At 59.6% G+C, this 23703-nt stretch carries 23 protein-coding genes; 6 read left to right on the forward strand and 17 right to left on the reverse strand.

Features of this window, described 5'->3' with window-relative positions:
* Nucleotides 1-91 precede the first annotated feature (91 nt).
* From ACSQ36_RS12440 to ACSQ36_RS12465, 6 genes are all read left to right on the forward strand, one after another.
* Nucleotides 92-1633, forward strand: a complete 1542-nt coding sequence (locus ACSQ36_RS12440; protein ID WP_436182112.1) for a 3-hydroxyacyl-CoA dehydrogenase — start codon at nt 92-94, stop codon at nt 1631-1633.
* Nucleotides 1630-2418 (forward strand): oxepin-CoA hydrolase, alternative type, encoded by a 789-nt coding sequence (locus tag ACSQ36_RS12445; protein WP_436182113.1) that lies wholly within the window; start codon nt 1630-1632, stop codon nt 2416-2418. Before ACSQ36_RS12440 ends, ACSQ36_RS12445 begins: the two co-directional genes overlap by 4 nt.
* Nucleotides 2415-3143 carry a histidine phosphatase family protein gene (locus tag ACSQ36_RS12450; protein WP_436182114.1) on the forward strand — a complete coding sequence of 243 codons (729 nt, stop codon included), beginning with the start codon at nt 2415-2417 and terminating at the stop codon, nt 3141-3143. Before ACSQ36_RS12445 ends, ACSQ36_RS12450 begins: the two co-directional genes overlap by 4 nt.
* Before the next feature lie 90 nt (nt 3144-3233).
* The gene (locus ACSQ36_RS12455) at nt 3234-4343 is read left to right on the forward strand and encodes a phosphotransferase (protein WP_436182115.1); all 1110 of its coding nucleotides are present in this window, start codon (nt 3234-3236) and stop codon (nt 4341-4343) included.
* A gap of 19 nt (nt 4344-4362) precedes the next feature.
* Nucleotides 4363-5577 carry an acyl-CoA dehydrogenase gene (locus tag ACSQ36_RS12460; RefSeq protein WP_436182116.1) on the forward strand — a complete coding sequence of 405 codons (1215 nt, stop codon included), beginning with the start codon at nt 4363-4365 and terminating at the stop codon, nt 5575-5577.
* Nucleotides 5578-5693: 116 nt separating this feature from the next.
* Nucleotides 5694-6386 carry a glutathione binding-like protein gene (locus ACSQ36_RS12465; RefSeq protein WP_436182117.1) on the forward strand — a complete coding sequence of 231 codons (693 nt, stop codon included), beginning with the start codon at nt 5694-5696 and terminating at the stop codon, nt 6384-6386.
* Nucleotides 6387-6458: 72 nt separating this feature from the next.
* Here the strand turns inward: ACSQ36_RS12465 and ACSQ36_RS12470 are convergent, their stop codons facing one another.
* The 17 genes from ACSQ36_RS12470 to nuoE all read right to left on the reverse strand — a co-directional run bounded on the left by ACSQ36_RS12470 (nt 6459) and on the right by nuoE (nt 23551).
* Nucleotides 6459-6920 (reverse strand): MaoC family dehydratase, encoded by a 462-nt coding sequence (locus ACSQ36_RS12470; protein WP_436182118.1) that lies wholly within the window; start codon nt 6918-6920, stop codon nt 6459-6461.
* Nucleotides 6917-7375, reverse strand: a complete 459-nt coding sequence (locus ACSQ36_RS12475; protein ID WP_213767362.1) for a MaoC family dehydratase — start codon at nt 7373-7375, stop codon at nt 6917-6919. The genes ACSQ36_RS12470 and ACSQ36_RS12475 overlap by 4 nt, the downstream gene beginning before the upstream one ends.
* A 31-nt stretch (nt 7376-7406) precedes the next feature.
* The gene (locus tag ACSQ36_RS12480) at nt 7407-8528 is read right to left on the reverse strand and encodes an acyl-CoA dehydrogenase family protein (protein ID WP_436182119.1); all 1122 of its coding nucleotides are present in this window, start codon (nt 8526-8528) and stop codon (nt 7407-7409) included.
* Nucleotides 8529-8538: 10 nt separating this feature from the next.
* Nucleotides 8539-9735 (reverse strand): acyl-CoA dehydrogenase family protein, encoded by a 1197-nt coding sequence (locus ACSQ36_RS12485; protein WP_436182120.1) that lies wholly within the window; start codon nt 9733-9735, stop codon nt 8539-8541.
* Nucleotides 9736-9802: 67 nt separating this feature from the next.
* Nucleotides 9803-10306, reverse strand: coding sequence for a DUF1178 family protein (locus ACSQ36_RS12490; RefSeq protein WP_436182121.1), 504 nt, complete (start codon nt 10304-10306; stop codon nt 9803-9805).
* Between the two features lie 215 nt (nt 10307-10521).
* Entirely contained in the window at nt 10522-11124 is a 603-nt protein-coding gene (locus ACSQ36_RS12495; protein WP_436182122.1) for an NUDIX domain-containing protein, read from the reverse strand.
* A 71-nt stretch (nt 11125-11195) separates the two neighbouring features.
* Nucleotides 11196-11492 (reverse strand): DUF2818 family protein, encoded by a 297-nt coding sequence (locus ACSQ36_RS12500; protein WP_213767367.1) that lies wholly within the window; start codon nt 11490-11492, stop codon nt 11196-11198.
* The gene (gene nuoN / locus ACSQ36_RS12505; RefSeq protein ID WP_436182123.1) at nt 11492-12970 is read right to left on the reverse strand and encodes an NADH-quinone oxidoreductase subunit NuoN; all 1479 of its coding nucleotides are present in this window, start codon (nt 12968-12970) and stop codon (nt 11492-11494) included. Before nuoN ends, ACSQ36_RS12500 begins: the two co-directional genes overlap by 1 nt.
* A gap of 24 nt (nt 12971-12994) precedes the next feature.
* A complete protein-coding gene (locus ACSQ36_RS12510) occupies nt 12995-14485 on the reverse strand; it encodes an NADH-quinone oxidoreductase subunit M (RefSeq protein WP_213767369.1) in 1491 nt (496 codons plus the stop codon).
* A 17-nt stretch (nt 14486-14502) separates the two neighbouring features.
* Nucleotides 14503-16572, reverse strand: a complete 2070-nt coding sequence (gene nuoL, locus ACSQ36_RS12515) for an NADH-quinone oxidoreductase subunit L (protein ID WP_436182124.1) — start codon at nt 16570-16572, stop codon at nt 14503-14505.
* 17 nt (nt 16573-16589) lie between these two features.
* Entirely contained in the window at nt 16590-16895 is a 306-nt protein-coding gene (gene nuoK / locus ACSQ36_RS12520; protein WP_158933863.1) for an NADH-quinone oxidoreductase subunit NuoK, read from the reverse strand.
* A gap of 14 nt (nt 16896-16909) precedes the next feature.
* Nucleotides 16910-17611, reverse strand: coding sequence for an NADH-quinone oxidoreductase subunit J (locus tag ACSQ36_RS12525; protein ID WP_213767371.1), 702 nt, complete (start codon nt 17609-17611; stop codon nt 16910-16912).
* Between the two features lie 189 nt (nt 17612-17800).
* Nucleotides 17801-18289, reverse strand: a complete 489-nt coding sequence (gene nuoI / locus ACSQ36_RS12530) for an NADH-quinone oxidoreductase subunit NuoI (RefSeq protein ID WP_050381450.1) — start codon at nt 18287-18289, stop codon at nt 17801-17803.
* An 18-nt stretch (nt 18290-18307) separates the two neighbouring features.
* Nucleotides 18308-19372 carry an NADH-quinone oxidoreductase subunit NuoH gene (gene nuoH, locus ACSQ36_RS12535; RefSeq protein WP_213767372.1) on the reverse strand — a complete coding sequence of 355 codons (1065 nt, stop codon included), beginning with the start codon at nt 19370-19372 and terminating at the stop codon, nt 18308-18310.
* Nucleotides 19373-21712, reverse strand: a complete 2340-nt coding sequence (gene nuoG, locus ACSQ36_RS12540; RefSeq protein WP_436182125.1) for an NADH-quinone oxidoreductase subunit NuoG — start codon at nt 21710-21712, stop codon at nt 19373-19375.
* 31 nt (nt 21713-21743) lie between these two features.
* Nucleotides 21744-23069, reverse strand: coding sequence for an NADH-quinone oxidoreductase subunit NuoF (gene nuoF, locus ACSQ36_RS12545; protein WP_436182126.1), 1326 nt, complete (start codon nt 23067-23069; stop codon nt 21744-21746).
* A complete protein-coding gene (gene nuoE, locus ACSQ36_RS12550) occupies nt 23066-23551 on the reverse strand; it encodes an NADH-quinone oxidoreductase subunit NuoE (RefSeq protein WP_213767375.1) in 486 nt (161 codons plus the stop codon). Before nuoE ends, nuoF begins: the two co-directional genes overlap by 4 nt.
* Nucleotides 23552-23703: the final 152 nt, after the last annotated feature.

Consider the following 23703-nt stretch of genomic DNA (forward strand, 5'->3'; position numbering starts at 1 on the left):
TTTTAAGCAATACGGGCAATCGGCGGCCTTCGGGGCCACCTTATAACAAGTACGACCGTGCTAATCTAGCAAATAAGGAGTGAGACACGCCATGAGTTTTCGCGACACAGAGATTCGGACCGTGGGTATTGTCGGCAGCGGCGCGATGGGACGCGGCATCGCGCAGATCGCAGCGCTGGGCGGCCTGAACGTGCGTCTGTACGACACCAACCAGCAAGCCGTCACGGCTGCACGCGAGTATCTCGCCGATACCCTGAACAAACTCGCCGCAAAAGGCAAGCTGAACGAAGCCGATGCGCATGCCGCGTTGGCGCGCATTCACGCGGCCAATGCGATCGGCGAGCTGGCCGATTGCGATGTGGTGGTTGAAGCAATCGTGGAAAAACTGGACGTCAAGCGGGAACTGTTCCGCGAGCTTGAGGGCGTGGTCGGCGAAAATTGCATTCTGGCGTCGAATACATCGTCGCTGTCTATCACGGCCATTGCCGCGGGCTGTGCCAAGCCGGAGCGCGTGGTCGGCCTGCACTTCTTCAACCCCGTTCCGCTGATGAAAGTGGTCGAAGTGATCGACGGCTTGCGTGGCGACCCCGCTGCCGGCGACGCGCTGATGGCGCTCGGCCGCCAGATGGGCCACACGGCCGTGCGCGCGAAGGACATGCCTGGGTTTATCGTGAATCACGCCGGGCGCGGCATGAATACCGAGGGGCTAAGGATTGCGAGCGAAGGCGTCGCGAGTTTCGCCGATATCGACCGGATCATGCGCGAACAAGCCGGCTTCCGGCTCGGGCCGTTCGAGTTGCTGGACCTGACGGCGCTCGACGTGTCGCATCCGGTGATGGAGTCGATCTATCACCAGTTCTATGAGGAACCGCGCTTCACGCCGTCGCCCATTACCGGGACGCGGCTTGCCGGCGGGTTGATCGGACGCAAGGTGGGCGAAGGTTTCTATAAGTATGTAGACGGCAAGCAGCAAATTCCCGAGGAAGCGCCCGCGCCGACGACGCTGCCGCGTCGCGTGTGGGTGAGCCGGGCATCTGCCCATGCGCGTGAAGAGGTGTTCCGGCTGATCGCGAAGATGGAAACGGCGGTCACTATTGATACCGGCGGCACTCCGGCACCCGATTCGCTGATCATTGTCACGCCGCTCGGCCACGATGCCACCACTGCTTCTGTCGCGGAGAAACTGGACGCGTCGCGCACGGTCGCTATCGACACTTTGTTCCCGCTCGCCGATGCCGCCCGCCGCACCATCATGACCACGCCTGCCACGACCGCCGAGTTTCGCGACGCCGCGCACGCGCTCTTCGCTTTCGATGGCGTGCCCGTCACGGTGATCCGCGATTCGACCGGGTTTGTCGCGCAGCGCGTGGTGGCGACCATCGTCAACATTGGTTGCGATATTGCGCAGCAACGCATTGCATCGCCTGCGGATATCGATCTGGCCGTCACGCTTGGCTTAGGTTATCCGCGCGGTCCGCTTGCGCTTGGCGATGCGCTCGGCGCGAGCACGATTCTCACGATCCTGCGCAACATGCAGGCTGTGCTCGGCGATCCGCGTTATCGCCCGTCGCCGTGGCTCACGCGACGTGCGCAGCTCGGCTTGTCGCTCACCTTCGATGAGGCCGCAGCATGAGCGCCGAACTGCTCTCCGTCCGCCCCGCCGAAAGCGACACCACGCTCGTTCTCAAGCTGTCCAATCCGGGCGCACGCAATGCGCTGCACCCGGACATGTACACGGCCGGCATCGAAGCGATGAATACGGCTGAACGGGATACGTCCGTGCGCGTAATCGTGCTGACCGGCGCCGATAACTTCTTTTGCGCCGGCGGCAACCTGAACCGCTTGCTGGAAAACCGTGCGAAAGATCCCTCGGTGCAAGCCGCGAGTATCGACATGCTCGGCGAGTGGATCGTCGCATTGCGGTCATCGACGAAACCGGTAATCGCGGCCGTCGAAGGCGCGGCAGCGGGGGCGGGTTTCTCGCTGGCGCTCGCGTGCGATCTGCTGGTCGCGGCTGACGACGCCAAGTTCGTGATGTCATATTCCCGCGTGGGCCTCACGCCTGACGGTGGCGGTTCATGGTTCCTCACGCGCGCTTTGCCGCGTGCGCTCGCCACCGAAATCCTGCTTGAAGCAAAACCGATTCGCGCCACGCGGTTGCATGATGTTGGTGTTGTGAACCGCGTGACGAAACCGGGCGCAGCGCTCGATACCGCCATCGCGTGGGCGGATGAACTGGGCCGCATGGCGCCGAAAGCGCTCGCGCGAATCAAGACGCTGATCGCAGCGGCCGAAACGCAGTCGTTGGCGCAACATCTGGATGACGAACGCGATGGTTTCGTCGATGCCCTGCATAACGGCAACGCGCTCGAAGGCATCAACGCGTTCCTTGAAAAACGGCCACCGCACTACAAATGACGACCTCGTACGAACTGCCCAAGCGCCGCCGCATTTTCCTGATGCGCCACGGCGACGTGACTTACTTCGATGCCAGCGGCCGCGCCATCGACCCGGAAGGCGTACCGCTGAATGAACGTGGCCGCGAGGAAGCAAGCGCGGCTGGACGCGAGTTCAAGGCGCAGCAAATTCGCTTCGATAAAGTCATCGCCAGCGGCTTGCCACGCACGATCGAGACGGCGCAGCGCGTGCTGGCCGAAACCGGTCAGCAGATCGACATCGACATCTGGCCGGAGTGGCAGGAAATTCGCGGCGGCCGGCTGGGAGACCTTCCTCCCAAAGATTTTGAGCGCGCTTTTCTCAGCGTTTTCGATGGCATCGTGCCGGAAGCCACGTCGTTTTTGGGCGGTGAGACTATCGGCGAGTTGCTGGATCGCGTGTTGCCGCCGCTGCAAAACCTGCGCGACGATGCTTCGTGGGACACGGTACTGCTCGTGCTGCACGGCGGCGTCAATCGCGCGTTGTTGTCGCACGCGATCACAAGCGGTGGCCGCACGTTTTTCGGCCATCTCTCGCAGACCACGGGCTGCATCAATGCGCTCGATGTCGGCGATAAACCCGGCGACTGGGTGATCCGCGCGCTGAACCATTCACCGCCCTCGCCGCTTCACGTCGGGGTGCGGAACACGACCATGGAACTGCTGTACGCGCAGTTCGTTCGTTTTAAATCGCTGATGAAGTCATAGCGGGCACGCGGCCTGCACGCGAAAAACAGCGCTGTGAACGGCACGACGCCGCGTGATGCCTCAACAAACGCGAGACCGGAGGAGACAACGATGGCTGCAAACGATACCCCCGCGCCGCAGGATTTTTCCGCGTTCGAGGGAACACGCCCGGTCAACGAGCGGCAACAATTCGATGTTCCGGCATTATCCGCGTGGCTGGAAACGCATGTTGAAGGCTTTGCCGGACCACTCACCGTCGAGCAGTTTGCCGGCGGCCAATCGAATCCCACGTTCAAGCTCATCACGCCCGCGCGCAGTTATGTGATGCGATCGAAGCCCGGGCCGGCGGCGAAGTTATTGCCATCGGCGCATGCGATCGAACGTGAATATCGCGTAATGGACGCCCTCGCCGGCACCGACGTTCCCGTCGCCAAAATGTTCGCGCTATGCGAGGACGAAAGCGTGATCGGGCGGGCGTTCTATGTGATGGAGTTCATCGAAGGCCGGGTGTTGTGGGATCAGGCGCTGCCGGGCATGACGCCGTCCGAACGCCGCGCAATCTACAACGAGATGAATCGCGTGATCGCGGCGCTCCATTCGGTGGACATCACGCAAGTCGGCCTCGATACCTACGGCAAACCCGGCAACTATTTCGAGCGTCAAATCGGCCGCTGGAGCAAGCAATACGTTGCGTCGGAGACCGAGCGTATTGACGCAATGACCAAGTTGATCGAATGGTTGCCGAAGCATATTCCACGCAGCGCAGAAGGCGCGCCGGCGGAACGTGTATCGATCGTTCATGGCGACTTCCGGCTCGACAACCTGATCTTCCATCCGACGGAACCGCGCGTGCTTGCCGTGCTCGACTGGGAACTGTCCACGCTCGGCGATCCGCTCGCCGATTTCGCTTACCACTGCATGGCGTGGCACGTCGATCCGACGCAATTTCGCGGCATCGGTGGCCTTGATTGGGCAGCGCTCGGCATTCCCGATGAGGGCGAATACGTCGCGACATACCTTGCACGCACGGGCTTGGCGATTCAGGGCGACTGGAATTTCTATCTTGCCTACAACATGTTCCGCATTGCCGCGATCCTGCAGGGAATCATGAAGCGGGTAAGCGAAGGCACGGCGGCGAGCGCGCAAGCTGTTGATGCCGGAAAGCGCGCGAAACCCATGGCCGAACTCGCGTGGTTGTATGCGCAGAAAGTCGGTGAATAGAGATTAATGAGGATAGCATATGAATTTCGATTACACGCCGAAAGTGCAGGAACTGCGCCAAAAGCTAAGCCATTTCTTCGATGAACACATCTACCCGAACGAACGCGCGTTCAACGCTGAAGTCGCCGCCAATCGTGCCAACGGCAACGCATGGGTTCCAACTGAGCTGATCGAAAAGCTGAAGGAACAAGCCCGCGATGCCGGCCTCTGGAACCTGTTCCTGCCCGCGTCCGAACGTGGCGCCGGATTGAGCAATCTGGAATACGCGCCGCTCTGCGAGATCATGGGCCGCGTGCCATGGGCGCCCGAAGTCTTCAATTGCGGCGCGCCGGACACGGGCAACATGGAGACCATCGAACGATATGGCAGCGAGCAACAAAAGCTGCAATGGCTCGAACCGTTGCTGCAGGGCGAGATCCGTTCCGCGTTCCTGATGACTGAGCCGGACGTGGCTTCGTCGGATGCGACGAATATTCAGTGCAGCATCCTGCGCGACGGCGACAGCTACGTGATCAACGGCCGCAAGTGGTGGTCGTCGGGTGCGGGCGATCCGCGCTGCAAGGTGTATATCGTGATGGGCAAGACCGATCCCGATGCGCCGAAACATCAGCAACAATCGATGATCCTCGTTCCCGCCGATGCGACCGGCATCACAGTGCATCGGCCGCTCTCGGTGTTCGGCTACGACGACGCGCCGCACGGCCACATGGATATCACGCTCGAGGATGTACGCGTGCCGGTATCGAATATGCTGCTTGGCGAAGGACGCGGCTTTGAAATCGCGCAGGGACGCCTGGGACCGGGCCGCATTCATCACTGCATGCGCCTGATCGGGCTGGCTGAACGCGCGCTCGAACTGATGTCGAAACGCACGCTGCAACGGGTGGCTTTCGGCAAGCCGATCGCCGCGCACGGCGTGACGCAGGAGCGTATTGCCGAGGCGCGCATCATGATCGAACAGGCGCGTCTGCTCACTCTGAAAGCGGCTTACATGATGGACACGGTAGGCAACAAGGGCGCACGCGGCGAGATCGCGATGATCAAGGTGGTTGCGCCGAACATCGCGTGCCAGATCATCGATTGGGCCATTCAGGCGCACGGCGCCGCCGGTGTGTCCGACGATTTCCCGCTGGCTTACGCCTATGCGCATGCACGGACATTGCGACTTGCAGATGGGCCGGATGAAGTACATCGGAACGCGATCGCCAAACTGGAGCTTTCACGGTACGCGTGAAGCAGTGTTCAGCGTCTTTCCGCGAACTATGGTCTAATTTTCGGCAGCGTTTTTGGGCGACGATTCCTGATTGGGCGGAGTCGCCGCTTTCCCCGTGTTGAGCACCAGGAACGAAAATGATCGACGTCTATAGTTGGGCCACGCCGAACGGCCACAAGATTCATATCATGCTCGAAGAACTCGGACTCGAGTACAAAGCCATTCCCATCGATATCGGCGCGGGCGATCAATTCACGCCTGATTTCCTGGCGATCAGCCCGAACAACAAGATCCCCGCGATTGTCGATAGCGATGGCCCCGAAGGCAAGCCGCTCGCGCTTTTTGAATCCGGTGCGATCCTGTTTTATCTCGCTGAGAAAACGGGGAAGTTCTTGCCTCTGGATCCAGTGGGCCGATACACGACCATGCAGTGGTTGATGTTCCAGATGGGCGGCATTGGACCCATGCTGGGTCAAGCGCATCATTTCCGGATCTACTCGCCCGAGAAGATCGAGTACGCGGTCAATCGATATTCGAACGAAGCAAAGCGCTTATATGGCGTGATGGACAAGCAATTGGGCGTAACGCGGTATCTCGCCGGAAATGATTATTCGATCGCTGATATCGCGACGTTTCCGTGGACGCGATCGTGGAAAAACCAGGGTATTGAGCTGGACGAATTTCCGAACGTGAAGCGTTGGTTTGACGAGATTGCTGCGCGGCCTGCAGTTATCCGCGGCGTCGAGGTGCTGGCTTCCGCTCGCAAGGATTTGACCGGCGATAAACAACGCGAAGTGCTGTTTGGCGCGCAGCAGTACGCGAGGCGTTAAGCGGCCGGCTTAGCAGGTTCCTTTTTATAGGAACCTGCCTGAGTACGGCATAACGCCCCCAAGCACCAACGTTCAGAAGTAATGCCGGGTGATGAACTCAGCGGCGCATACCGGCTTCTCACCGCCTTCTTTCTGCACGGTCACGCGCCAGATCACCTGCACCCCACCCTCTTCCACGTCAGTCACCGTTTCCGCTACGAACCTCGCCCGGAGCTTCGTCCCGACCCGCACCGGCGACATGAACCGCACCTTGTTCATGCCGTAGTTCACGCCCATTTTCTGCTGCAGCGGCACGCACTGATCCAGCCACATCGGGACCAATGCCAAGGTTAAAAATCCATGCGCAATCGGTCCGCCAAATGGCGATTCTTTTTTCGCTCTCTCTACGTCAACGTGGATCCACTGATGATCGTCGGTGGCATCGGCGAATCGGTTCACGCGTGATTGATCAATTTCCAGCCACTCGCTCACATACTCTTCGCCACCCTCCGCGGCTTTAACCTCGGCTGCGCTGGCTAACGTGGCTAGCGTCATTGCGAGTTTCCCGGATGACGAAGCCCGAAGATGGCCGCTGAATCCACGGTCAATACCAACTCGTCATGCTGGTTATAAGCCTCCCAACGCGTGCCGACAATTCCACGATCCGGCTTGCTGGCCGATACGCGCTTGCTCAACACTCGCACGGTCAACCTCACGGTGTCATTCACGCGAACCGGCTTGAGCCAGCGGATGTTATCGAGTCCGGGCGAACCCATCGATGTGGAATCGGCGAGCATGTCACGCACCAGAATGCCCATCATTGCCGAACATGTATTCCAGCCGCTCGCGACCAATCCGCCAAACGGCGATGCTTCGCCACCCGCCTCGCTCAAATGAAAAGGCTGCGGATCATAGCGCCCGGCAAATTCGATAATCTCTTCTTTCAGAAACGTATGGCCGCTCAATTGAGCCACCGCTCCAACCTCGAAATCCTCATAGCTGAACGTCATGCCCGCTCTCCTTTTTCAATGCATCGATTATTTAAACGTCAGTGTCGGCGAATCCAGGCAACGACGCAAACCGTGCCAGATGATGATCGACATCGCCTAACGTTGTCTCGATGATCGACAAGCGCTTGAACCAATGCGCCGCCGCCACTTCGTTCGTCACACCCATCCCGCCATGCAGTTGCACCGCCTGCTGACCGACAAAGCGCGCTGCCTGACCGACCCGCGCCTTGGCTGCGGAAATTGCGCGGCGGCGTTCATTGGCGTCATCGCTGGTATATCGCGCGGCAGCAAGATACGTGATCGAACGCGCCTGCTCCGCGTGAATCAGCATCTCGACCATGCGATGCTGCAACGCCTGGAAACGCGCGATGGGCGTGCCAAATTGCTTACGCTCCTTCGTGTACTCGACCGTCGCGTGATTCAGCGCATCGAGCACGCCGACGGCTTCGGCGCACAACAGGAACGTCGCGTAATCGGCGATGCGCTCAAGCGTGGCTGCGCCCGTGCTGCTGTTGCCAAGGCGCTCGGCGGGCGCCGCCTTGAAAGTGAGCGTAGCAGCGCGCTGACCATCGATCGTCCGATACTCGATGACTTCCGCATTCGCCGCGTCACGCGCAACTGCAAACAATGCGATTTCGCCAGCCAGCCGCGCCGGCACGATCCAGTAGTCCGCCTGTGCGCCGTGAAGGACCAACGACTTCTGGCCACTCAGCACGAAACCATCGCCTTTCTCCTGCGCGGTGGTATCGATCGAAAACAGGTCGTAGCGGGCGTGCGGTTCGTGAAACGCCACCGCGAGCTTGATCTCGCCGCTGGCCGCGCGTTCCAGCAACGCGTTCGCGTGGTCATCGCCCACCAGCCGCAGCGCTTCGATACCCACCGCCGTCGCCCAGTACGGCTCCACGACAAGCGCACGTCCGAGTTCCTGCATCACGACCAGCATGTCGGCCGGACCGCCATCGAAACCGCCTTGCGCTTCAGGCGCCGGCAAGGCCGTCAAGCCTAGTTCGGTGAATGCCGTCCAATGTTTTGCATCGACACCTTCCTTGGACGCCACGATCTTCTGGCGTGCATCGAACGTGTACTCGTTGTCGAGATACCGGCGCAATGCGTCCCTGAACTGTTGCTGCTCATCGGTGAAATTGAAGTCCATGTGCAGCTCCTCACAAGCCCAGAATCATCTGCGCAATGATGTTTTTTTGAATTTCGTTCGAGCCGCCGTAGATCGACGTCTTGCGGAAGTTGAAGTAATACGCGGCAAGCGGCGCGGCGTCGTCGTCGCCGGCCAGGCTGTGTTCACGTTCGCCTTCCAGATACGCGGGATCGAACGCGGCAGCCTGCGGGCCGATGGCTTCAACCATGAGCTCGGTCAGCGCCTGCTGGACTTCAGTGCCCTTGATCTTGAGCATCGATGCCTCCGGTCCTGGCCCGCGCCCGTTCGCTTCGCTCGCCACGACGCGTTGCACGGTGACCTCGAGCGCCATCATCTCGATCTCCAGCGCGGCAATTTTTGATGAAAACACCGGGTCGCTGAGTAATGAAAGGTCGCCCTTCTTTTGATTGGCGGCGAGCCGTTTCAGGAACACCAGTTCTCGCTTCGATTGCCCCACGCGCGCAATGCCCGTGCGTTCATGCCCGAGCAAATACTTCGCATAGGTCCAGCCGCGATTTTCCTCGCCGACCAGATTCTCAAGCGGCACCTTAACGTCTTCGAGGAACACTTCGTTGACCTCGTGATCTTCATCGAGCGTGATGATCGGGCGCACGGTAATGCCGGGCGTCTTCATATCGATGAGAAGGAACGAGATGCCTTCCTGTTTCTTCGCGCCGGTGTCGGTGCGCACGAGGCAGAACATCATGTCGGCGAACTGACCGAGCGTAGTCCAGGTTTTCTGACCGTTGACCACGTAGTGATCGCCCTGGCGTTCAGCACGGGTTCGCAGCGACGCCAGATCCGAACCCGATCCGGGTTCTGAATAACCCTGGCACCACCAGTCAGTGCCATCGAGAATGCGCGGCAAGTAGTGGGCTTTTTGCGCGTCGCTGCCGTATTTCATCAGGACGGGCGCGACCATCGATACCCCGAACGGCAACACGCCGGGCGCACCAATGCGAGCGCATTCTTCGTCCCAGATGTGGCGCTGCGTCGCGTCCCAACCCGGGCCGCCGTACTCCTTCGGCCACGCGACAACCGACCAGCCACGCGTGCCGAGCAGTTTGTGCCAGCTCGCGAAGTCGTCGCGATTCAGACGTTTGTGATCGAGTACCTTGGTCCGCAGAGCTTGCGGCAGGTTGGCGTCGAGCCAGGCGCGGATGTCGGCGCGAAATGCGTCGTCGGCGGGGGAATAATTCAGGTCCATGCGCTGTGTCTCCTGTCATGACCCGGGTCGGCCATGAGGAGACGCGCCTTAGCTGAACCTGTTCAGCTTATTGCAGCGGCTCTTTCAGTGCGGCCGGCACGGGCAACGGCATCACGTCGATGCCTTCTTCCATCAATGCGTGCGCATCTTCCGGCGTTGCGACGCCGCGAATATTGCGCGCCGGCGCTTCGTCGTAATGCATGCGCCGCGCCTCTTCAGCAAAACGGTCGCCCACGTTCTCCGTCTTCGCGAGAATTTCCCGCATGAACTGCAGCGCACGCGCCTGAAGCGCCTGGTCGGCGTCTTGCGGCGGCCTGGCCGCTTGCATGACGTTCGATCCGTTCGACCCGTTCGATCCGGCGGCTTCTTTTTCGCCCTGATCGGAACTGCTCGAAGAGCGGCTCGCCGACAAATTCAGGCGCGGCGCCGACGGCATGCGGCTCACCTCCGTTGTCGAGCACACCGGGCAAGCCACGAGCTTGCGCGACAACTGGGATTCGAACTCATCGGTCGAAGCAAACCAGCCTTCGAAACGATGGTCGTGCGAGCACTTCAAGTCGAGAACCTTCATGCTGATCGGGGCTTGTCAGAAAGTTTAATCGCAAAAACGCGTTTTGTGAACGACCGTTCGCAAAAAATCACATCGCGACCATTTGATAGATGGGTGGAACACACGTTCGATTTTAGCCCGGCGCCGGAACGCGTGCCGAACGACGCGCAGTCCTGATTGAGCAGACAAATAAAAAGCGGCCTTCACGGCCGCTTTTTTGGGGTGCGTCGGGCATTTCAGTCGCTGACCGGATCGCCTAACGCCCACTCACCCGACATCACCTTTTCCAGCCAGAAGCTGCCGATGATCGTCTTGACGTCGCTGATATGGCCACTTTTGATCCACTCAAAAATCTGCGACCGGTCCGCGATAAACGTCTCCAGGAATTCACCCTCGTCGAGTTTGCTTTCGCCTGCGGTCAAGCCGCGGGCCAAATAAAGGTCGATGAATTCAGTGGAGTAGGAAATGACCGGATGAATCCGCGTCAGCAGAAACCACTCGCGTGCTGTATATCCGGTTTCTTCAAGAAGCTCGCGTTTTGCACACGCCAGTTCGCTTTCGTTCGGGTCGATCTTGCCGGCGGGATATTCGAGCAGGACCTTGGCGATCGGATATCGATACTGTCGTTCAAGCAGCACGCGGCCGTCATCGAACAGCGGCAGGATCATCACGGCGCCCGGATGTTCGACGAACTCGCGCGTGGCGTGCTTGCCGTCGGGCAGTTCGACCGTATCGATCTTGAGCGTGAGGAACTTGCCCTTATGCAGCAACTTGCTCTCGACCGTCTTCTCGAGCAAGCCATCGTCGGAGTCGGGGAAATCGAGAGATTGGTCAGCCATCGTGCACCTTGAAAGAGACGCGCTCAACTTTAGAGTTAAACACGAGGATCAAGCCACGACGGCCGTCGCCGTCAGCGGCGCTTGACGAGATACTGGAACGTGAAGCCGGGGAACGCGAGCACCAGGAACAGGCTGAAGGTCACGGCGTAAAACTGCCAGCCCTGCTCGAAGCGGTTGCCCGCACGCGCCTCAAGCATAAAGCCGAGCGCGCCCACGACAAAATAAAGCACGATCAATTCCGCGATGCGAATCCAGCCGTTTTTCTTCGTCGTCTTGAGCGAGACGACGGAGAAAAGACGCTGATTCGCGAACGGGAGGTTAGCGCCGACCAGCGCCAACAACACGATAAACCAGCCCGCTGCCGACATTACAACTGGAACGGCAAGGTATGCGTGATCGCGGCCAGGCAGGCGTTCATCAGCGGTCCGGGGACAATGCCAAGCACCAGCACAGCCAGGCCGTTGAAGGCGAGCAGCGCACGCTTGAGGTTGTCCGCGATGATCGGCGAAGTATCGGTCGGTGCATCGAAGTACATCAACTTGACGATACGCAGGTAATAGAACGCACCCACCAGCGACGACATCACAGCCAGCACCGCGAGCCACGTCAGGCCGGCGTTCATGGTGGCCTCGAGCACGGCAAGCTTCGCGTAGAAGCCGACCATCGGCGGAATGCCGGCGAGCGAGAACATCATGATCATCATCACGAATGCGAACACCGGGCTACGCTGGTTCAGGCCCTTGAAGTCATCGAGCGTTTCGGCTTCGAAATCCTTGCGTGCCAGCAACATGACGACGCCGAAGGTGCCAAGCGTGGTCAGCAAATAGATGATGCTGTAGAACATCGCCGAGCTGTATGCGTTCGCAGCGCCGTCAGCCTTGCCGTCGACCACCCCTGCCAGCATGCCGAGCAGCACGAAGCCCATGTTCGAGATAGCCGAGTACGCCAGCATCCGCTTGATGTTCTTCTGCACGATACCCGTCACGTTACCCACGATCAGCGACAACGCGGCCAGGATCACCAGCATCTCTTGCCAGTCCACCGCCAGCGGCAGCAGCGCCATCACCAGGAAACGCAGCCCCCACGCAAACGCCGCGGCCTTCGGGCCACCGCCGGTGAGCAGCGTCATCGCGGTCGGTGCGCCTTGGTACACGTCAGGCACCCACATGTGGAACGGCACCGCGCCCATCTTGAACGCCACGCCTGCCACCACGAAGATCACGCCGAACAACAGGACTGCGTCGTTGATGCGGCCCGTTGCGATCGCTTTCGCGACTTCGTTCAGTTCCAGCGAGCCGGTCGCGCCGTAAAGCATCGAGATGCCGTAGAGCAGGAAACCCGAAGCGAGCGCGCCAAGTACGTAGTACTTCATCGCAGATTCGTTGGCTTGCGGCGAGTCCTTGCGCAACGCGATCACTGCGTACAACGACAGCGACATCAATTCCAGGCCGAGATACAGCGTCAGGAAGTTGTTGCCGGAAATCATCACGCACTGGCCGAGCAGCGAGAACAGGCCAAGCAGGAAGAAGTCACCGCGGAACAGGTCGCGATCTTCAAGATACTTGCGTGAATAGATGATCGATACCGCGAAGCCGAGCGTCACGACCGCTTTCATCGCGCTCGCAAACGGATCGACCACGTACATGCGCGTGAAGTAGTAATGCGGCGTGGGATCGAGCGCCTGGAAGGCGAACCACACACCGACCACAATGGCCGACACAACTGAAATCAGGTAGGTCGTGTGACGGCTCTTCACGCCGAAGATGGTGTCGTTCAACCAGGCCACGACGACCATCAACATCAACAGTCCATCGGGTAACAGGGCACTCATGGGGGCGTTTTGCATGATCTATTATTTCCTCCGCACGCGTTACTGGGCCAGCGGCAGTTTGGACTGCGCGACGTGGGAGAGGAGATTTTCTACGGATGCGTGCATCACGTCGGTGAACGGCTTCGGATACAGGCCCATGTACAGCGTGAATACGGCAAGCACGGCGAGCATGAAGAATTCGCGCTTGTTGATGTCCTTCAGCTTCGCCACGTGCTCGTTCGCTATTGCGCCGAACTGCACACGCTTGTACATCCACAGCGTGTAAGCCGCGCCGAGAATCAGCGTGAAGGCAGCCAGGAAACCGATCCAGAAGTTGAACTTCACGGCAGCCAGAATCACCATGAATTCACCAACGAAACCTGAGGTACCCGGCAAGCCGCAGTTGGCCATCGCGAACAGCATGGCGAACGCGGCGAACTTCGGCATGACGTTGACCACACCGCCGTAGTCCGCAATCTGGCGCGAATGCATACGGTCGTACAGCACGCCGATACACAGGAACATCGCGCCTGAGACAAAGCCGTGCGAGATCATCTGGATGATCGCGCCTTCCATGCCGAGCGTGCTGAAGATGAAGAAACCCAGCGTGACGAAGCCCATGTGCGCAATCGATGAATACGCCACCAGCTTCTTCATGTCTTCCTGCACCAGCGCCACGAAGCCGATGTAGATCACTGCGATCAAGGACAACGTGATCACCACCGGCGCCAGGAAATGACTGGCATCGGGCGCAATAGGCAGCGAGAAGCGGATGAAACCGTAGGCCCCGAGCTTCAGCATGATCGCGGCCAGCACGACCGAGCCACCCGTCGGCGCTTCCACGTGGGCGTCAGGCAACCACGTGTGGACCGGCCACATCGGCACCTTCACGGCGAAGGCCAGGAAGAACGCGATGAACAGCAATATCTGCGGCGTGAAACCGATCTTCAGCGCGTGCCACGCAGCGATGTCGAACGTGTGCGTCTGCGTGTACAGGTACAGCAACGCGATCAGCATCAGCAGCGAGCCCATCAGCGTGTACAGGAAGAACTTGAACGCGGCATACACGCGGTTCGGCCCACCCCACACGCCGATGATGATGTACATCGGGATCAGCGTCGCTTCGAAGAAGACGTAGAACAACATGCCGTCGGCGGTCGAGAACACGCCGATCATGAGGCCCGACAAGATCAGGAACGCGGCCAGGTATTGCGCCACGCGAACCGTGATGACTTCCCACGCGCTGATGATCGTGACCACCGTGATCAACGCGGTCAAGACGACGAACCACATGGAAAGACCGTCGACACCCAGGTGATACGAGATGTTGAAGCGATCGATCCAGACAGCCTTCTCTTCGAACTGCAGCGCGGCCGACGAGTTGTCGAAGCCGGTAATCAGGGGAATGGTGACGACCAGCCCAAGAATCGAGCCGATCAGCGCAAGCCAGCGCGAAGGTCCCGGATTGCTGTCATTGCCTATTGCCAGTACCAGGATGCCGACAATGATCGGCGTCCAGATCGCGAGACTAAGAATGGGTAAAGAGTGCATAGATAGGTGTCCCCGCCTTATTTGCCGCCGAGCGTTACAAACAGGGTCAAGAGCCCCAACATGCCAATGATCATGGCGAACGCGTAGTGATAGATGTAACCGGATTGAAGGAAGCGAATCACACCGGCAAACCAGCCGACGAACTTCGCGAGACCGTTGACGATGCCGTCGATAACCGCGACATCGCCCTCTTTCCAGAGTCCGCGGCCAATGGCGACCGCGCCCTTTGCAAATACGACTTCATTGATCTTGTCGAGGTAGTACTTGTTGTCGAGCAAGGTCCAGATCGGCAGGAAGCGTTGCTTGATCACGCCCGGCAAATCCGTGCGCTTCCAGTACAGGAACCACGACACCACCACGCCAGCGAGCGCCAGCCACACCGGCAAGCCCTCGACTGAACTCAGGCCCATCGCAAACCAGCCGTGGAATTCCTCGGCCATTTCATGCAGCGCCGGATGGTTTTCGCCGATGAAGATCACCTTGTCGAACACCACGCCATGCGCGAAGAAGTCGCCGAACAACATGGGACCGATCGCGATTGCACCGATGATCACCGACGGAATCGCCAGCAGGATCAGCGGAAGCGTGATGACCCACGGTGTTTCGTGCGGAACATGCGCGTGGTCATGACCGTGTGAATCGTGACTATCGTGACCATGCGAGTCGTGCGCGTGCGCCGCCGCCTCGATCGCCATCGGGCTTTCCGGATGCTTCGGACCGCGGAAGCGCTCCTTGCCGTGGAACACCAGGAAGTACATACGGAACGAATACAGCGCCGTGACGAACACGCTTGCCACCACCGCGAAATACGCGAAACCCGAGCCGGCGATGTGCGAGGCCTTCACGGCATCGATGATCGAATCCTTCGAATAGAAGCCTGAGAAGAACGGCGTACCGATCAGCGCCAGCGAACCAATCAGCGACGTGATCCACGTGATCGGCATGTATTTACGCAGGCCGCCCATGTTGCGCATGTCCTGGTCGTGGTGCATGCCGATGATCACCGAACCCGCGCCAAGGAACAGCAGCGCTTTGAAGAACGCATGCGTCGCCAGGTGAAACACCGCCACCGGGTAAGCGGAGACGCCGAGCGCCACCGTCATGTAACCGAGTTGCGAGAGCGTGGAGTAAGCCACCACGCGCTTGATGTCGTTCTGCACCACACCAAGAAAGCCCATGAACAGCGCCGTGATCGCGCCGATCACCGTCACGAACGACAACGCCGAATCCGACAACTCGAACAGCGGCGACATGCGTGTGACCATGAAAATACCGGCCGTCACCATGGTTGCCGCGTGGATCAGCGCCGAGATCGGCGTCGGGCCTTCCATGGAGTCCGGCAGCCACACGTGCAGCGGGAACTGCGCCGACTTACCCATCGCGCCGATAAACAGGCAGATACAGGCAACGGTCAGCAAACCCCAGTCGGTGCCCGGGAACGTCATGCCGGCCAGCGCGGTACGGTGAGCGAACACATCGCCGTAATTCAGCGAACCCGCAAACGCCAGCAACAAACCGATGCCGAGCAAAAATCCGAAGTCGCCCACGCGGTTCACGATGAACGCCTTCATGTTCGCGTAGATGGCCGTCGGACGCGTGAAGTAGAAGCCGATCAGCAGGTACGACACGAGACCCACCGCTTCCCAGCCGAAGAACAACTGCAGGAAGTTGTTGCTCATCACGAGCATCAGCATGGAGAACGTGAAGAGCGAGATGTATGAGAAGAAGCGCTCGTAGCCCACTTTCTCGTCGGCCATGTAGCCGATCGTGTAGATGTGCACCATCAGCGAGACGAAGGTGACGATCACCATCATCATCGCGGTGAGCGAGTCGACCAGGAAGCCGATCTCCATCTTCAGCGGACCGACCGTCATCCATTCGTAGATGGTCGCGTTGAAGCTCGCGCCCTGCATCACGTCGACCAGGACGAAGCAGGAGAGCACGAACGAGATCATCACGCCGAGGATCGTGATGCGGTGCGAAGCCTTGCGCCCGATCTTCCAGCCGAACAGGCCGGCGATCAGCGAACCGGCAAGTGGCGCCAGCGCAATCGTGAGCAGAAGGTTTTCATTGAGTGTCGTGGACATATCTGTCTTGCCTGAAATTAACCTTTGAGCTGATCGAGGTCTTCGACGTTGATCGTGTCGAGACTGCGGAACAATGTGACCAGGATAGCGAGGCCGATTGCGGCTTCAGCCGCCGCGACCGTCAGCACGAAGAACACGAAGATCTGTCCGTGGATGTCGCCGAGATAATGCGAGAAGGCGACGAAGTTCGTGTTGACCGCCAGCAGCATCAATTCGATCGCCATCAAGATGATGATGATGTTACGTCGATTCAGAAAAATGCCGACGATGCTGATCGCGAACAGGATCGCGCCAAGCACAAGGTAATGGGCAAGACTCAACATGGTTATTTTTCTCCTCAGCCTTTGTTGTCGACCGTGCCGGCGCCGGCATTGCCGGTCACGGGCGGATTGGTCGTGGCGTCCGGCGCTTCTTTCTCGGACTTCATCTTGACGATCCGCACGCGATCTTTCGCGCGCACCTTGACCTGGTCGCTGATGCGCTGGCGCTTGCTGTCCTTCTTCTCCCGAACCGTCAGCGAGACAGCCGCGATAATGGCCACCAGCAGGATCAGGCCGGCGATTTCAAACGCGAAGATATAGTCGGTGTAGATGACCTTGCCGATCAGCTGCGTGTTCGACATCACCGCGTTCGGGCCCACGCCGGAACCGACCCCGTTGACCAGCATCGCGTCGCGCACCGGCGTAACCGTCGCGCCGTAACCGTGCCAAAGAATCAGCGCGGTTTCTATGATGATGATCGCGCCCACGATGCTCGCTATAGGCACGAACTTCTTGAAGTCGCCGTGCAGCACGTCGAGGTTGATGTCCAGCATCATCACCACGAACAGGAACAGCACCATCACCGCGCCGACGTAGACGAGAACCAGCAGAATGGCGAGGAATTCGGCTTCAAGCAGCATCCAGATCGCGGCCGCGTTGAAGAACGCGAGCACGAGGAACAAGGCGGACGCCACCGGATTGCGCGAAGTGATCACCTTCAACGCCGAGACAACCAGCAGCAGCGCGAAGATGTAAAACAGTACGGTCGTGAATTCCATGATTACCGGTTCATCGTTAGGCTTTGTGTTTTGACACAAGCACGCCGTGTCGCGTTTTTTAAGAACGCAACCTACAAGCTTGGCGCGCGGGCCGGAACAGCAGGTCAATTCAAATGCAGGAACAGCAAGGGGCGCGGCGGTGTTCAGCTTGCTCTGCCCCGCTCCGCTTTATTGCGTTTTTACCGCGTCTTACCGATAAGGCGCATCAGCCGCTTTCGCAGCAGCAATCTCCGTTTCATAACGGTCGCCTACTGCGAGCAACATGTCTTTCGTGAAATACAGGTCGCCGCGCTTCTCGCCGTGATACTCGAGGATGTGCGTTTCGACGATCGAATCAACCGGGCAGCTTTCTTCGCAGAAACCGCAGAAGATGCACTTGGTCAGGTCGATGTCATAACGCGTGGTACGGCGTGTGTTGTCAGCGCGTGTTTCCGATTCAATCGTGATGGCAAGCGCCGGGCACACAGCCTCGCACAACTTGCACGCGATGCAACGCTCTTCGCCATTTTCGTATCGGCGCAATGCATGCAGGCCACGGAAACGCGGGGAGATCGGGGTCTTCTCTTCCGGGAACTGAACAGTGACCTTGCGCTGGAACAGGTAACCGCCTGTCAGCGCCAGACCCTTCAGCAACTCGGTCAGGAAAAACGTTTTGAAGAAATTCTGTAGTGCGTTCATGGTTATTTCATCCGCCCATTATTTCCAGATGTTCAGCGGCGACATGATCCAGAACCCGACCACGACCACCCACACCACCGACACCGGCAGAAAGATTTTCCAGCCGAGACGCATGATCTGGTCGTAGCGATAACGCGGGAACGTCGCACGGGCCCAGATGAACACCGACAGCAGGAAGAAGATCTTCAGCACGAACCAGAAAATGCCCGGGATGAAGGACAGAAAACCAAACGGTGCGCTCCAGCCGCCGAGGAACAGCGTGGTTGCAATTGCCGAGATCACGATCATGTTGATGTATTCGGCGAGGAAGAACAGCGCGAACGCCATGCCCGAATAATCGATCATGTGGCCCGCGACAATCTCCGACTCGCCTTCCACCACGTCGAACGGGTGACGGTTCGTTTCAGCAATGCCCGACACGAAGTACACAACGAACATGGGCAGCAGCGGCAACCAGTTCCACGAGAGGAAGTTGATACCCCAGTTCGCGAAGATGCCCTGTTCCTGCGACACCACGATGGCCGACATATTCAGGCTGCCCGTGACCATCAGCACGACGACGAGCGCGAAGCCCATCGAGATTTCGTACGAGACCATTTGCGCTGCCGCGCGCATTGCGCCAAGGAAAGCGTACTTCGAGTTCGACGCCCAGCCGGCGAGGATCACGCCGTACACGCCGACGGACGAAATCGCCATCACGTAGAGCAAGCCCGCGTTGATGTCGCCGAGCACCGCTTTCGCCTGGAACGGAATCACCGCCCACACCGCAAACGCCGGCACCACGGTCATGATTGGCGCGATCAGGTAGATCCAGCGACTGGCTTGCGTCGGCTGAATCACTTCCTTCAGCAGCAGCTTCAGCACGTCGGCGATCGGCTGCAACAGACCGAGCGGACCCACGCGATTCGGGCCGAGACGAACGTGCATCCAGCCGATGAGCTTGCGTTCCCACAGAATCAGGTACGCCACGCACAGCAGGATCACCACCGAGACCACGAGAATGCGGACTAGCGCCCACACCGTCGGCCAGGCGACGCCGAGAATCTGCGTCCCGCCTGCGTTGATCGTATCGAACAAGCCCATTTACGCCTTCTCCACTACCAGTTCACCGAACAGAGCCCCGAGCGCTGCACCGGCCGACGTTCCTGCCGATACACGCACCACGCTTTCCGCCAGGTTCGCATCGCGAACTGCCGGCAGGACCACCGCGAGATCACCTTGGGCGACGCGTACTGCGTCGCCGTTTTTCAGACCGAGTTTCTCGAACAGCGACGTCGGCAGCGCAACTACATTCGCGTCGCGCGCGGCAGTCGTCAGATGCAACGATTCAGCACGACGCGACAATGCGTCGGCGTGATAAATCGGCGTGTCGGCGAGACGTTCGTAGCTGCCTTCCTTAGGCTGAGCCGCTTTCGCAACCGCTTTGATCGCCACGTTCGTCTTGTTCGACAGACGCGCCGTCAGATCGCCCGTGCCCAATGCCGCGTCGCGGACTTCTTCGGCGGTATCGAATTCGAAACCCTTCAGCCCGAGGATGCTGCCCAGCACGCGCAGGACTTTCCAGCCCGGACGCGTTTCGCCCAGCGGACGCACCACGCCGTTGAACGTCTGCGCGGTGCCTTCAGCGTTGACGAACGTGCCCGATGTTTCCGTGAACGGTGCGATCGGCAGCAGCACGTCGGCGTAGTCGGCGCCATGCTTGAAGGCCGACAGCGCGACGACCATTTCCGCCTGCTTCAATGCGGCCAGCGCAAGAGCTGGGTTAGCGGTATCGAATGCGGGTTCGACGTTGAACAGCACATAACCCTTGCGCGGCTGCTCGAATACTTCACGTGCGTTCAGACCGCCTTCGCCCGGCAGTGCATCGACGAGATGCGCGCCAACTGTATTGGCCGCTTCCGTCAGATAACCCAGCGTGGCGCCGGTGCTGTCCGCGATCCACTGGCATACCGCCTGGATCTGCGCGAACTGCGGATGCTGAACCGCGCTGTTGCCGAGCAACACCACGCGCTTGTCACCCGCCGACAACGACGCGGCAATGTCCTTCGCCGCCGCCGACGCTTCGTGTGAAGCGAACGCTTCCGGCACTGCGACGCCTCGTGCTTCGGCTACCGCAGCAGCCAGACTGCCGAGGCGATCGAGCCATTCCGACGGCGCCGCAACCACGCGATGCGCAGCCGGAATCAGCGAGTCATCATTGGTCGCGTTCAGGAACGTGAGCTTCGCGCCGCCCTTGGCCGCCTGACGCAGACGTGCCGCGAACAACGGATGATCGCGACGCAGGAACGAACCGACTACAAACGCCGTGTCGATATTCGTCAGGTCTGCGATCTTCACACCAAGCCACGGCGCGCTGTCCGACACCGGCGCCGAGAAGTCGCTCTGACGCAAGCGGAAGTCGACGTTCGGTGTACCCACGCCTTCAGCAAATTGCTTCAGCAGATACAGTTCTTCGACGGTGCTATGGGGCGTAGCCAGGGCAGCGATCTGGTTCGCGCCGTGATCGGCCGTAATGCCCTTGATACCCTTCGCCACGTATTCCAGCGCCGTTTGCCAGTCGGTCTCGATCCACTTGCCGCCCTGCTTCAGCATGGGCTGCGTGAGACGTTCGTCGCTGTTCAGCGATTCGTACGAGAAACGATCCTTGTCCGAGATCCAGCATTCGTTGATGGCTTCGTTTTCCATCGGCAGAACGCGCATCACGCGGTTGTTCTTCACTTGCACGACCAGGTTCGCGCCGACGGAATCGTGCGGGCTGATCGACTTGCGGCGCGACAACTCCCACGTACGGGCGCTGTAGCGGAACGGCTTGCTCGTCAACGCGCCGACCGGGCACAGGTCGATCATGTTGCCCGACAGTTCCGAGTCCACCGTCTTGCCGACGAACGACGTAATTTCCGAGTGCTCGCCACGACCCAGCATGCCGAGTTCCATCACGCCGGCCACTTCCTGACCGAAACGGACGCAACGCGTGCAATGGATGCAGCGCGTCATTTCTTCCATCGAGATCAGCGGTCCGACGTTCTTGTGGAACACCACGCGCTTTTCTTCGTTGTAGCGCGATTGCGACTTGCCGTAACCCACGGCCAGATCCTGCAACTGGCATTCGCCGCCCTGGTCGCAGATCGGGCAATCGAGTGGGTGATTGATCAGCAGGAATTCCATCACGGACTGCTGCGCCTTCACGGCCTTGTCCGATTTCGTGCGCACGATCATGCCCGCCGATACCGGCGTGGCACAGGCGGGAACCGCCTTCGGCATTTTCTCGACTTCGACCAGGCACATCCGGCAGTTCGCCGCGATCGACAGCTTCTTGTGATAGCAAAAGTGCGGAATGTAGGTATCGACCTTATGCGCAGCCTGGATCACCATGCTGCCTTCAGGCACTTCTACACTTTTGCCGTCGATTTCTAGTTCAACCATGATGGGGAATGGTCCTTGGCCTGATCACTGATCACGCGGTAAGCGCTTCGGACGTGTGCGCATGATGCGCGTGTCCGTCGACGAGACAATGTTTATGCTCGACGTGATATTCAAATTCGTCCCAGAAGTGCTTCAGCATGCCGCGCACCGGCATGGCCGCCGCGTCGCCGAGAGCACAGATGGTGCGACCCATGATGTTTTCGGCGACCGAGTTCAGCAGATCCAGGTCTTCCTTGCGCCCGAGTCCATGTTCGATCCGATGCACCACGCGATACAGCCAGCCCGTACCTTCACGGCAAGGCGTGCATTGACCACATGATTCTTCGTAATAGAAATACGAAAGACGCAGCAGCGAACGCACCATGCAGCGCGTTTCGTTCATCACGATCACGGCGCCCGAACCGAGCATTGACCCGGCTTTCGCGATGGCGTCGTAGTCCATGTCGGTGTTCAACATGATCTCGCCCGGAATCACCGGTGCCGACGATCCGCCCGGGATCACCGCTTTCACCGACTTGCCGCGCACACCGCCAGCCAGATCGAGCAAGGTGGCGAACGATGTACCGAGCGGCACTTCGAAGTTGCCCGGACGATTGACGTCGCCGGCAACCGAGAAGATCTTCGTGCCGCCGTTGTTCGGCTTGCCGATCTCGAGATACTTCTGCGGGCCAATAGCCAACAGGAACGGCACGGCCGCGAACGTTTCGGTGTTGTTGATCGTGGTCGGCTTGCCGTACACGCCGAAGCTCGCCGGGAACGGCGGCTTGAAGCGCGGCTGGCCTTTCTTGCCTTCCAGCGACTCGAGCAATGCAGTTTCTTCGCCGCAAATATACGCGCCGTAACCATGATGCGCATGCAGTTCGAACGAGAAGCCCGAACCCAGAATATTCGCACCGAGATAACCCGCCACACGCGCTTCTTCAAGCGCCTGTTCGAAGATCTTGTAGACCTCGAAAATCTCGCCGTGAATATAGTTGTAGCCGACCGTGATGCCCATTGCATAGGCGCCAATCGCCATGCCTTCGATCAGCGAATGCGGATTCCAGCGCAGGATGTCACGGTCTTTGAACGTGCCCGGTTCGCCTTCGTCCGAGTTGCAGACGAGGTACTTCTGCCCCGGGAACTGACGCGGCATGAAGCTCCACTTGAGGCCGGTCGGGAAACCCGCACCGCCGCGGCCACGCAAGCCGGACGCCTTGACGTCGGCAATGACCTGCTCTTGCGGAATTTTTTCTTCAAGAATGCGGCGCAGCTGGGCGTAACCGCCGCGCGCCACATAATCTTCGAGGTGCCAGTTGTCGCCGTTGAGGCCGGCGAGAATCAGGGGCTGGATGTGGCGGTCGTGAAGAGACGTCATTTCGATAGTTCCTCGAGGAGCGTGTCGATCCGCTCGCGACTCATGAAACTGCACATACGGTGATTGTTCACGAGCAACACGGGGGCATCGCCGCACGCGCCGAAACATTCGCCTTCTTTCAAGGTGAATTTGCCGTCGGCGGTGGTTTCGCCAAAGTCGATGCCGAGCTTTTGCTTCAGGTATTCAGCAGCGCTTTCGGAGCCGCCGTCCGGACCGAGTTGGCACGGCAAGTTCGTACAGAGCGTGATCTTGTATTTGCCGACCGGCGAGGTGTTGTACATGGTGTAGAACGTCGCCACCTCCTGCACGGCCACGGCGGGCATGCTGAGGTAGTCGGCCACGAACTGCATCAGTTCCGGCGATAGCCAGCCGTGCTCTTCCTGAGCGACGGTCAACGCCGACATCACCGCGGACTGTTTCTGGTCCACGGGATATTTCGCGATCGCGCGATCGATTTCTTTCAGGCCTTCAGCTGAGATCATTTCAGACACGACTCTTTCAGTTCCTACCGAACGAAAACCCGCCGCGCCCTTCTTTTGCGGCAGACCTGGCGTCCTGCTGTTGTTGGTTCGCCGGCGTGCTCAGCGCTATTGCGCGTGCATGCCGGCGTGGTGCGGCGCAGAATCCTGGCGAC

The organism is Caballeronia sp. LjRoot34 (assembly GCF_964253815.1).
GTDB lineage: Bacteria > Pseudomonadota > Gammaproteobacteria > Burkholderiales > Burkholderiaceae > Caballeronia.

Bases quoted from the DNA above. Each gene is read 5' to 3' on its own strand.
- ACSQ36_RS12440 (WP_436182112.1), top strand. From the start codon at position 92: ATGAGTTTTCGCGACACAGAGATTCGGACCGTGGGTATTGTCGGCAGC.
- ACSQ36_RS12445 (WP_436182113.1), top strand. From the start codon at position 1,630: ATGAGCGCCGAACTGCTCTCCGTCCGCCCCGCCGAAAGCGACACCACG.
- ACSQ36_RS12450 (WP_436182114.1), top strand. From the start codon at position 2,415: ATGACGACCTCGTACGAACTGCCCAAGCGCCGCCGCATTTTCCTGATG.
- ACSQ36_RS12455 (WP_436182115.1), top strand. From the start codon at position 3,234: ATGGCTGCAAACGATACCCCCGCGCCGCAGGATTTTTCCGCGTTCGAG.
- ACSQ36_RS12460 (WP_436182116.1), top strand. From the start codon at position 4,363: ATGAATTTCGATTACACGCCGAAAGTGCAGGAACTGCGCCAAAAGCTA.
- ACSQ36_RS12465 (WP_436182117.1), top strand. From the start codon at position 5,694: ATGATCGACGTCTATAGTTGGGCCACGCCGAACGGCCACAAGATTCAT.
- ACSQ36_RS12470 (WP_436182118.1), bottom strand. From the start codon at position 6,920: ATGACGCTAGCCACGTTAGCCAGCGCAGCCGAGGTTAAAGCCGCGGAG.
- ACSQ36_RS12475 (WP_213767362.1), bottom strand. From the start codon at position 7,375: ATGACGTTCAGCTATGAGGATTTCGAGGTTGGAGCGGTGGCTCAATTG.
- ACSQ36_RS12480 (WP_436182119.1), bottom strand. From the start codon at position 8,528: ATGGACTTCAATTTCACCGATGAGCAGCAACAGTTCAGGGACGCATTG.
- ACSQ36_RS12485 (WP_436182120.1), bottom strand. From the start codon at position 9,735: ATGGACCTGAATTATTCCCCCGCCGACGACGCATTTCGCGCCGACATC.
- ACSQ36_RS12490 (WP_436182121.1), bottom strand. From the start codon at position 10,306: ATGAAGGTTCTCGACTTGAAGTGCTCGCACGACCATCGTTTCGAAGGC.
- ACSQ36_RS12495 (WP_436182122.1), bottom strand. From the start codon at position 11,124: ATGGCTGACCAATCTCTCGATTTCCCCGACTCCGACGATGGCTTGCTC.
- ACSQ36_RS12500 (WP_213767367.1), bottom strand. From the start codon at position 11,492: ATGTCGGCAGCGGGCTGGTTTATCGTGTTGTTGGCGCTGGTCGGCGCT.
- nuoN (WP_436182123.1), bottom strand. From the start codon at position 12,970: ATGCAAAACGCCCCCATGAGTGCCCTGTTACCCGATGGACTGTTGATG.
- ACSQ36_RS12510 (WP_213767369.1), bottom strand. From the start codon at position 14,485: ATGCACTCTTTACCCATTCTTAGTCTCGCGATCTGGACGCCGATCATT.
- nuoL (WP_436182124.1), bottom strand. From the start codon at position 16,572: ATGTCCACGACACTCAATGAAAACCTTCTGCTCACGATTGCGCTGGCG.
- nuoK (WP_158933863.1), bottom strand. From the start codon at position 16,895: ATGTTGAGTCTTGCCCATTACCTTGTGCTTGGCGCGATCCTGTTCGCG.
- ACSQ36_RS12525 (WP_213767371.1), bottom strand. From the start codon at position 17,611: ATGGAATTCACGACCGTACTGTTTTACATCTTCGCGCTGCTGCTGGTT.
- nuoI (WP_050381450.1), bottom strand. From the start codon at position 18,289: ATGAACGCACTACAGAATTTCTTCAAAACGTTTTTCCTGACCGAGTTG.
- nuoH (WP_213767372.1), bottom strand. From the start codon at position 19,372: ATGGGCTTGTTCGATACGATCAACGCAGGCGGGACGCAGATTCTCGGC.
- nuoG (WP_436182125.1), bottom strand. From the start codon at position 21,712: ATGGTTGAACTAGAAATCGACGGCAAAAGTGTAGAAGTGCCTGAAGGC.
- nuoF (WP_436182126.1), bottom strand. From the start codon at position 23,069: ATGACGTCTCTTCACGACCGCCACATCCAGCCCCTGATTCTCGCCGGC.
- nuoE (WP_213767375.1), bottom strand. From the start codon at position 23,551: ATGATCTCAGCTGAAGGCCTGAAAGAAATCGATCGCGCGATCGCGAAA.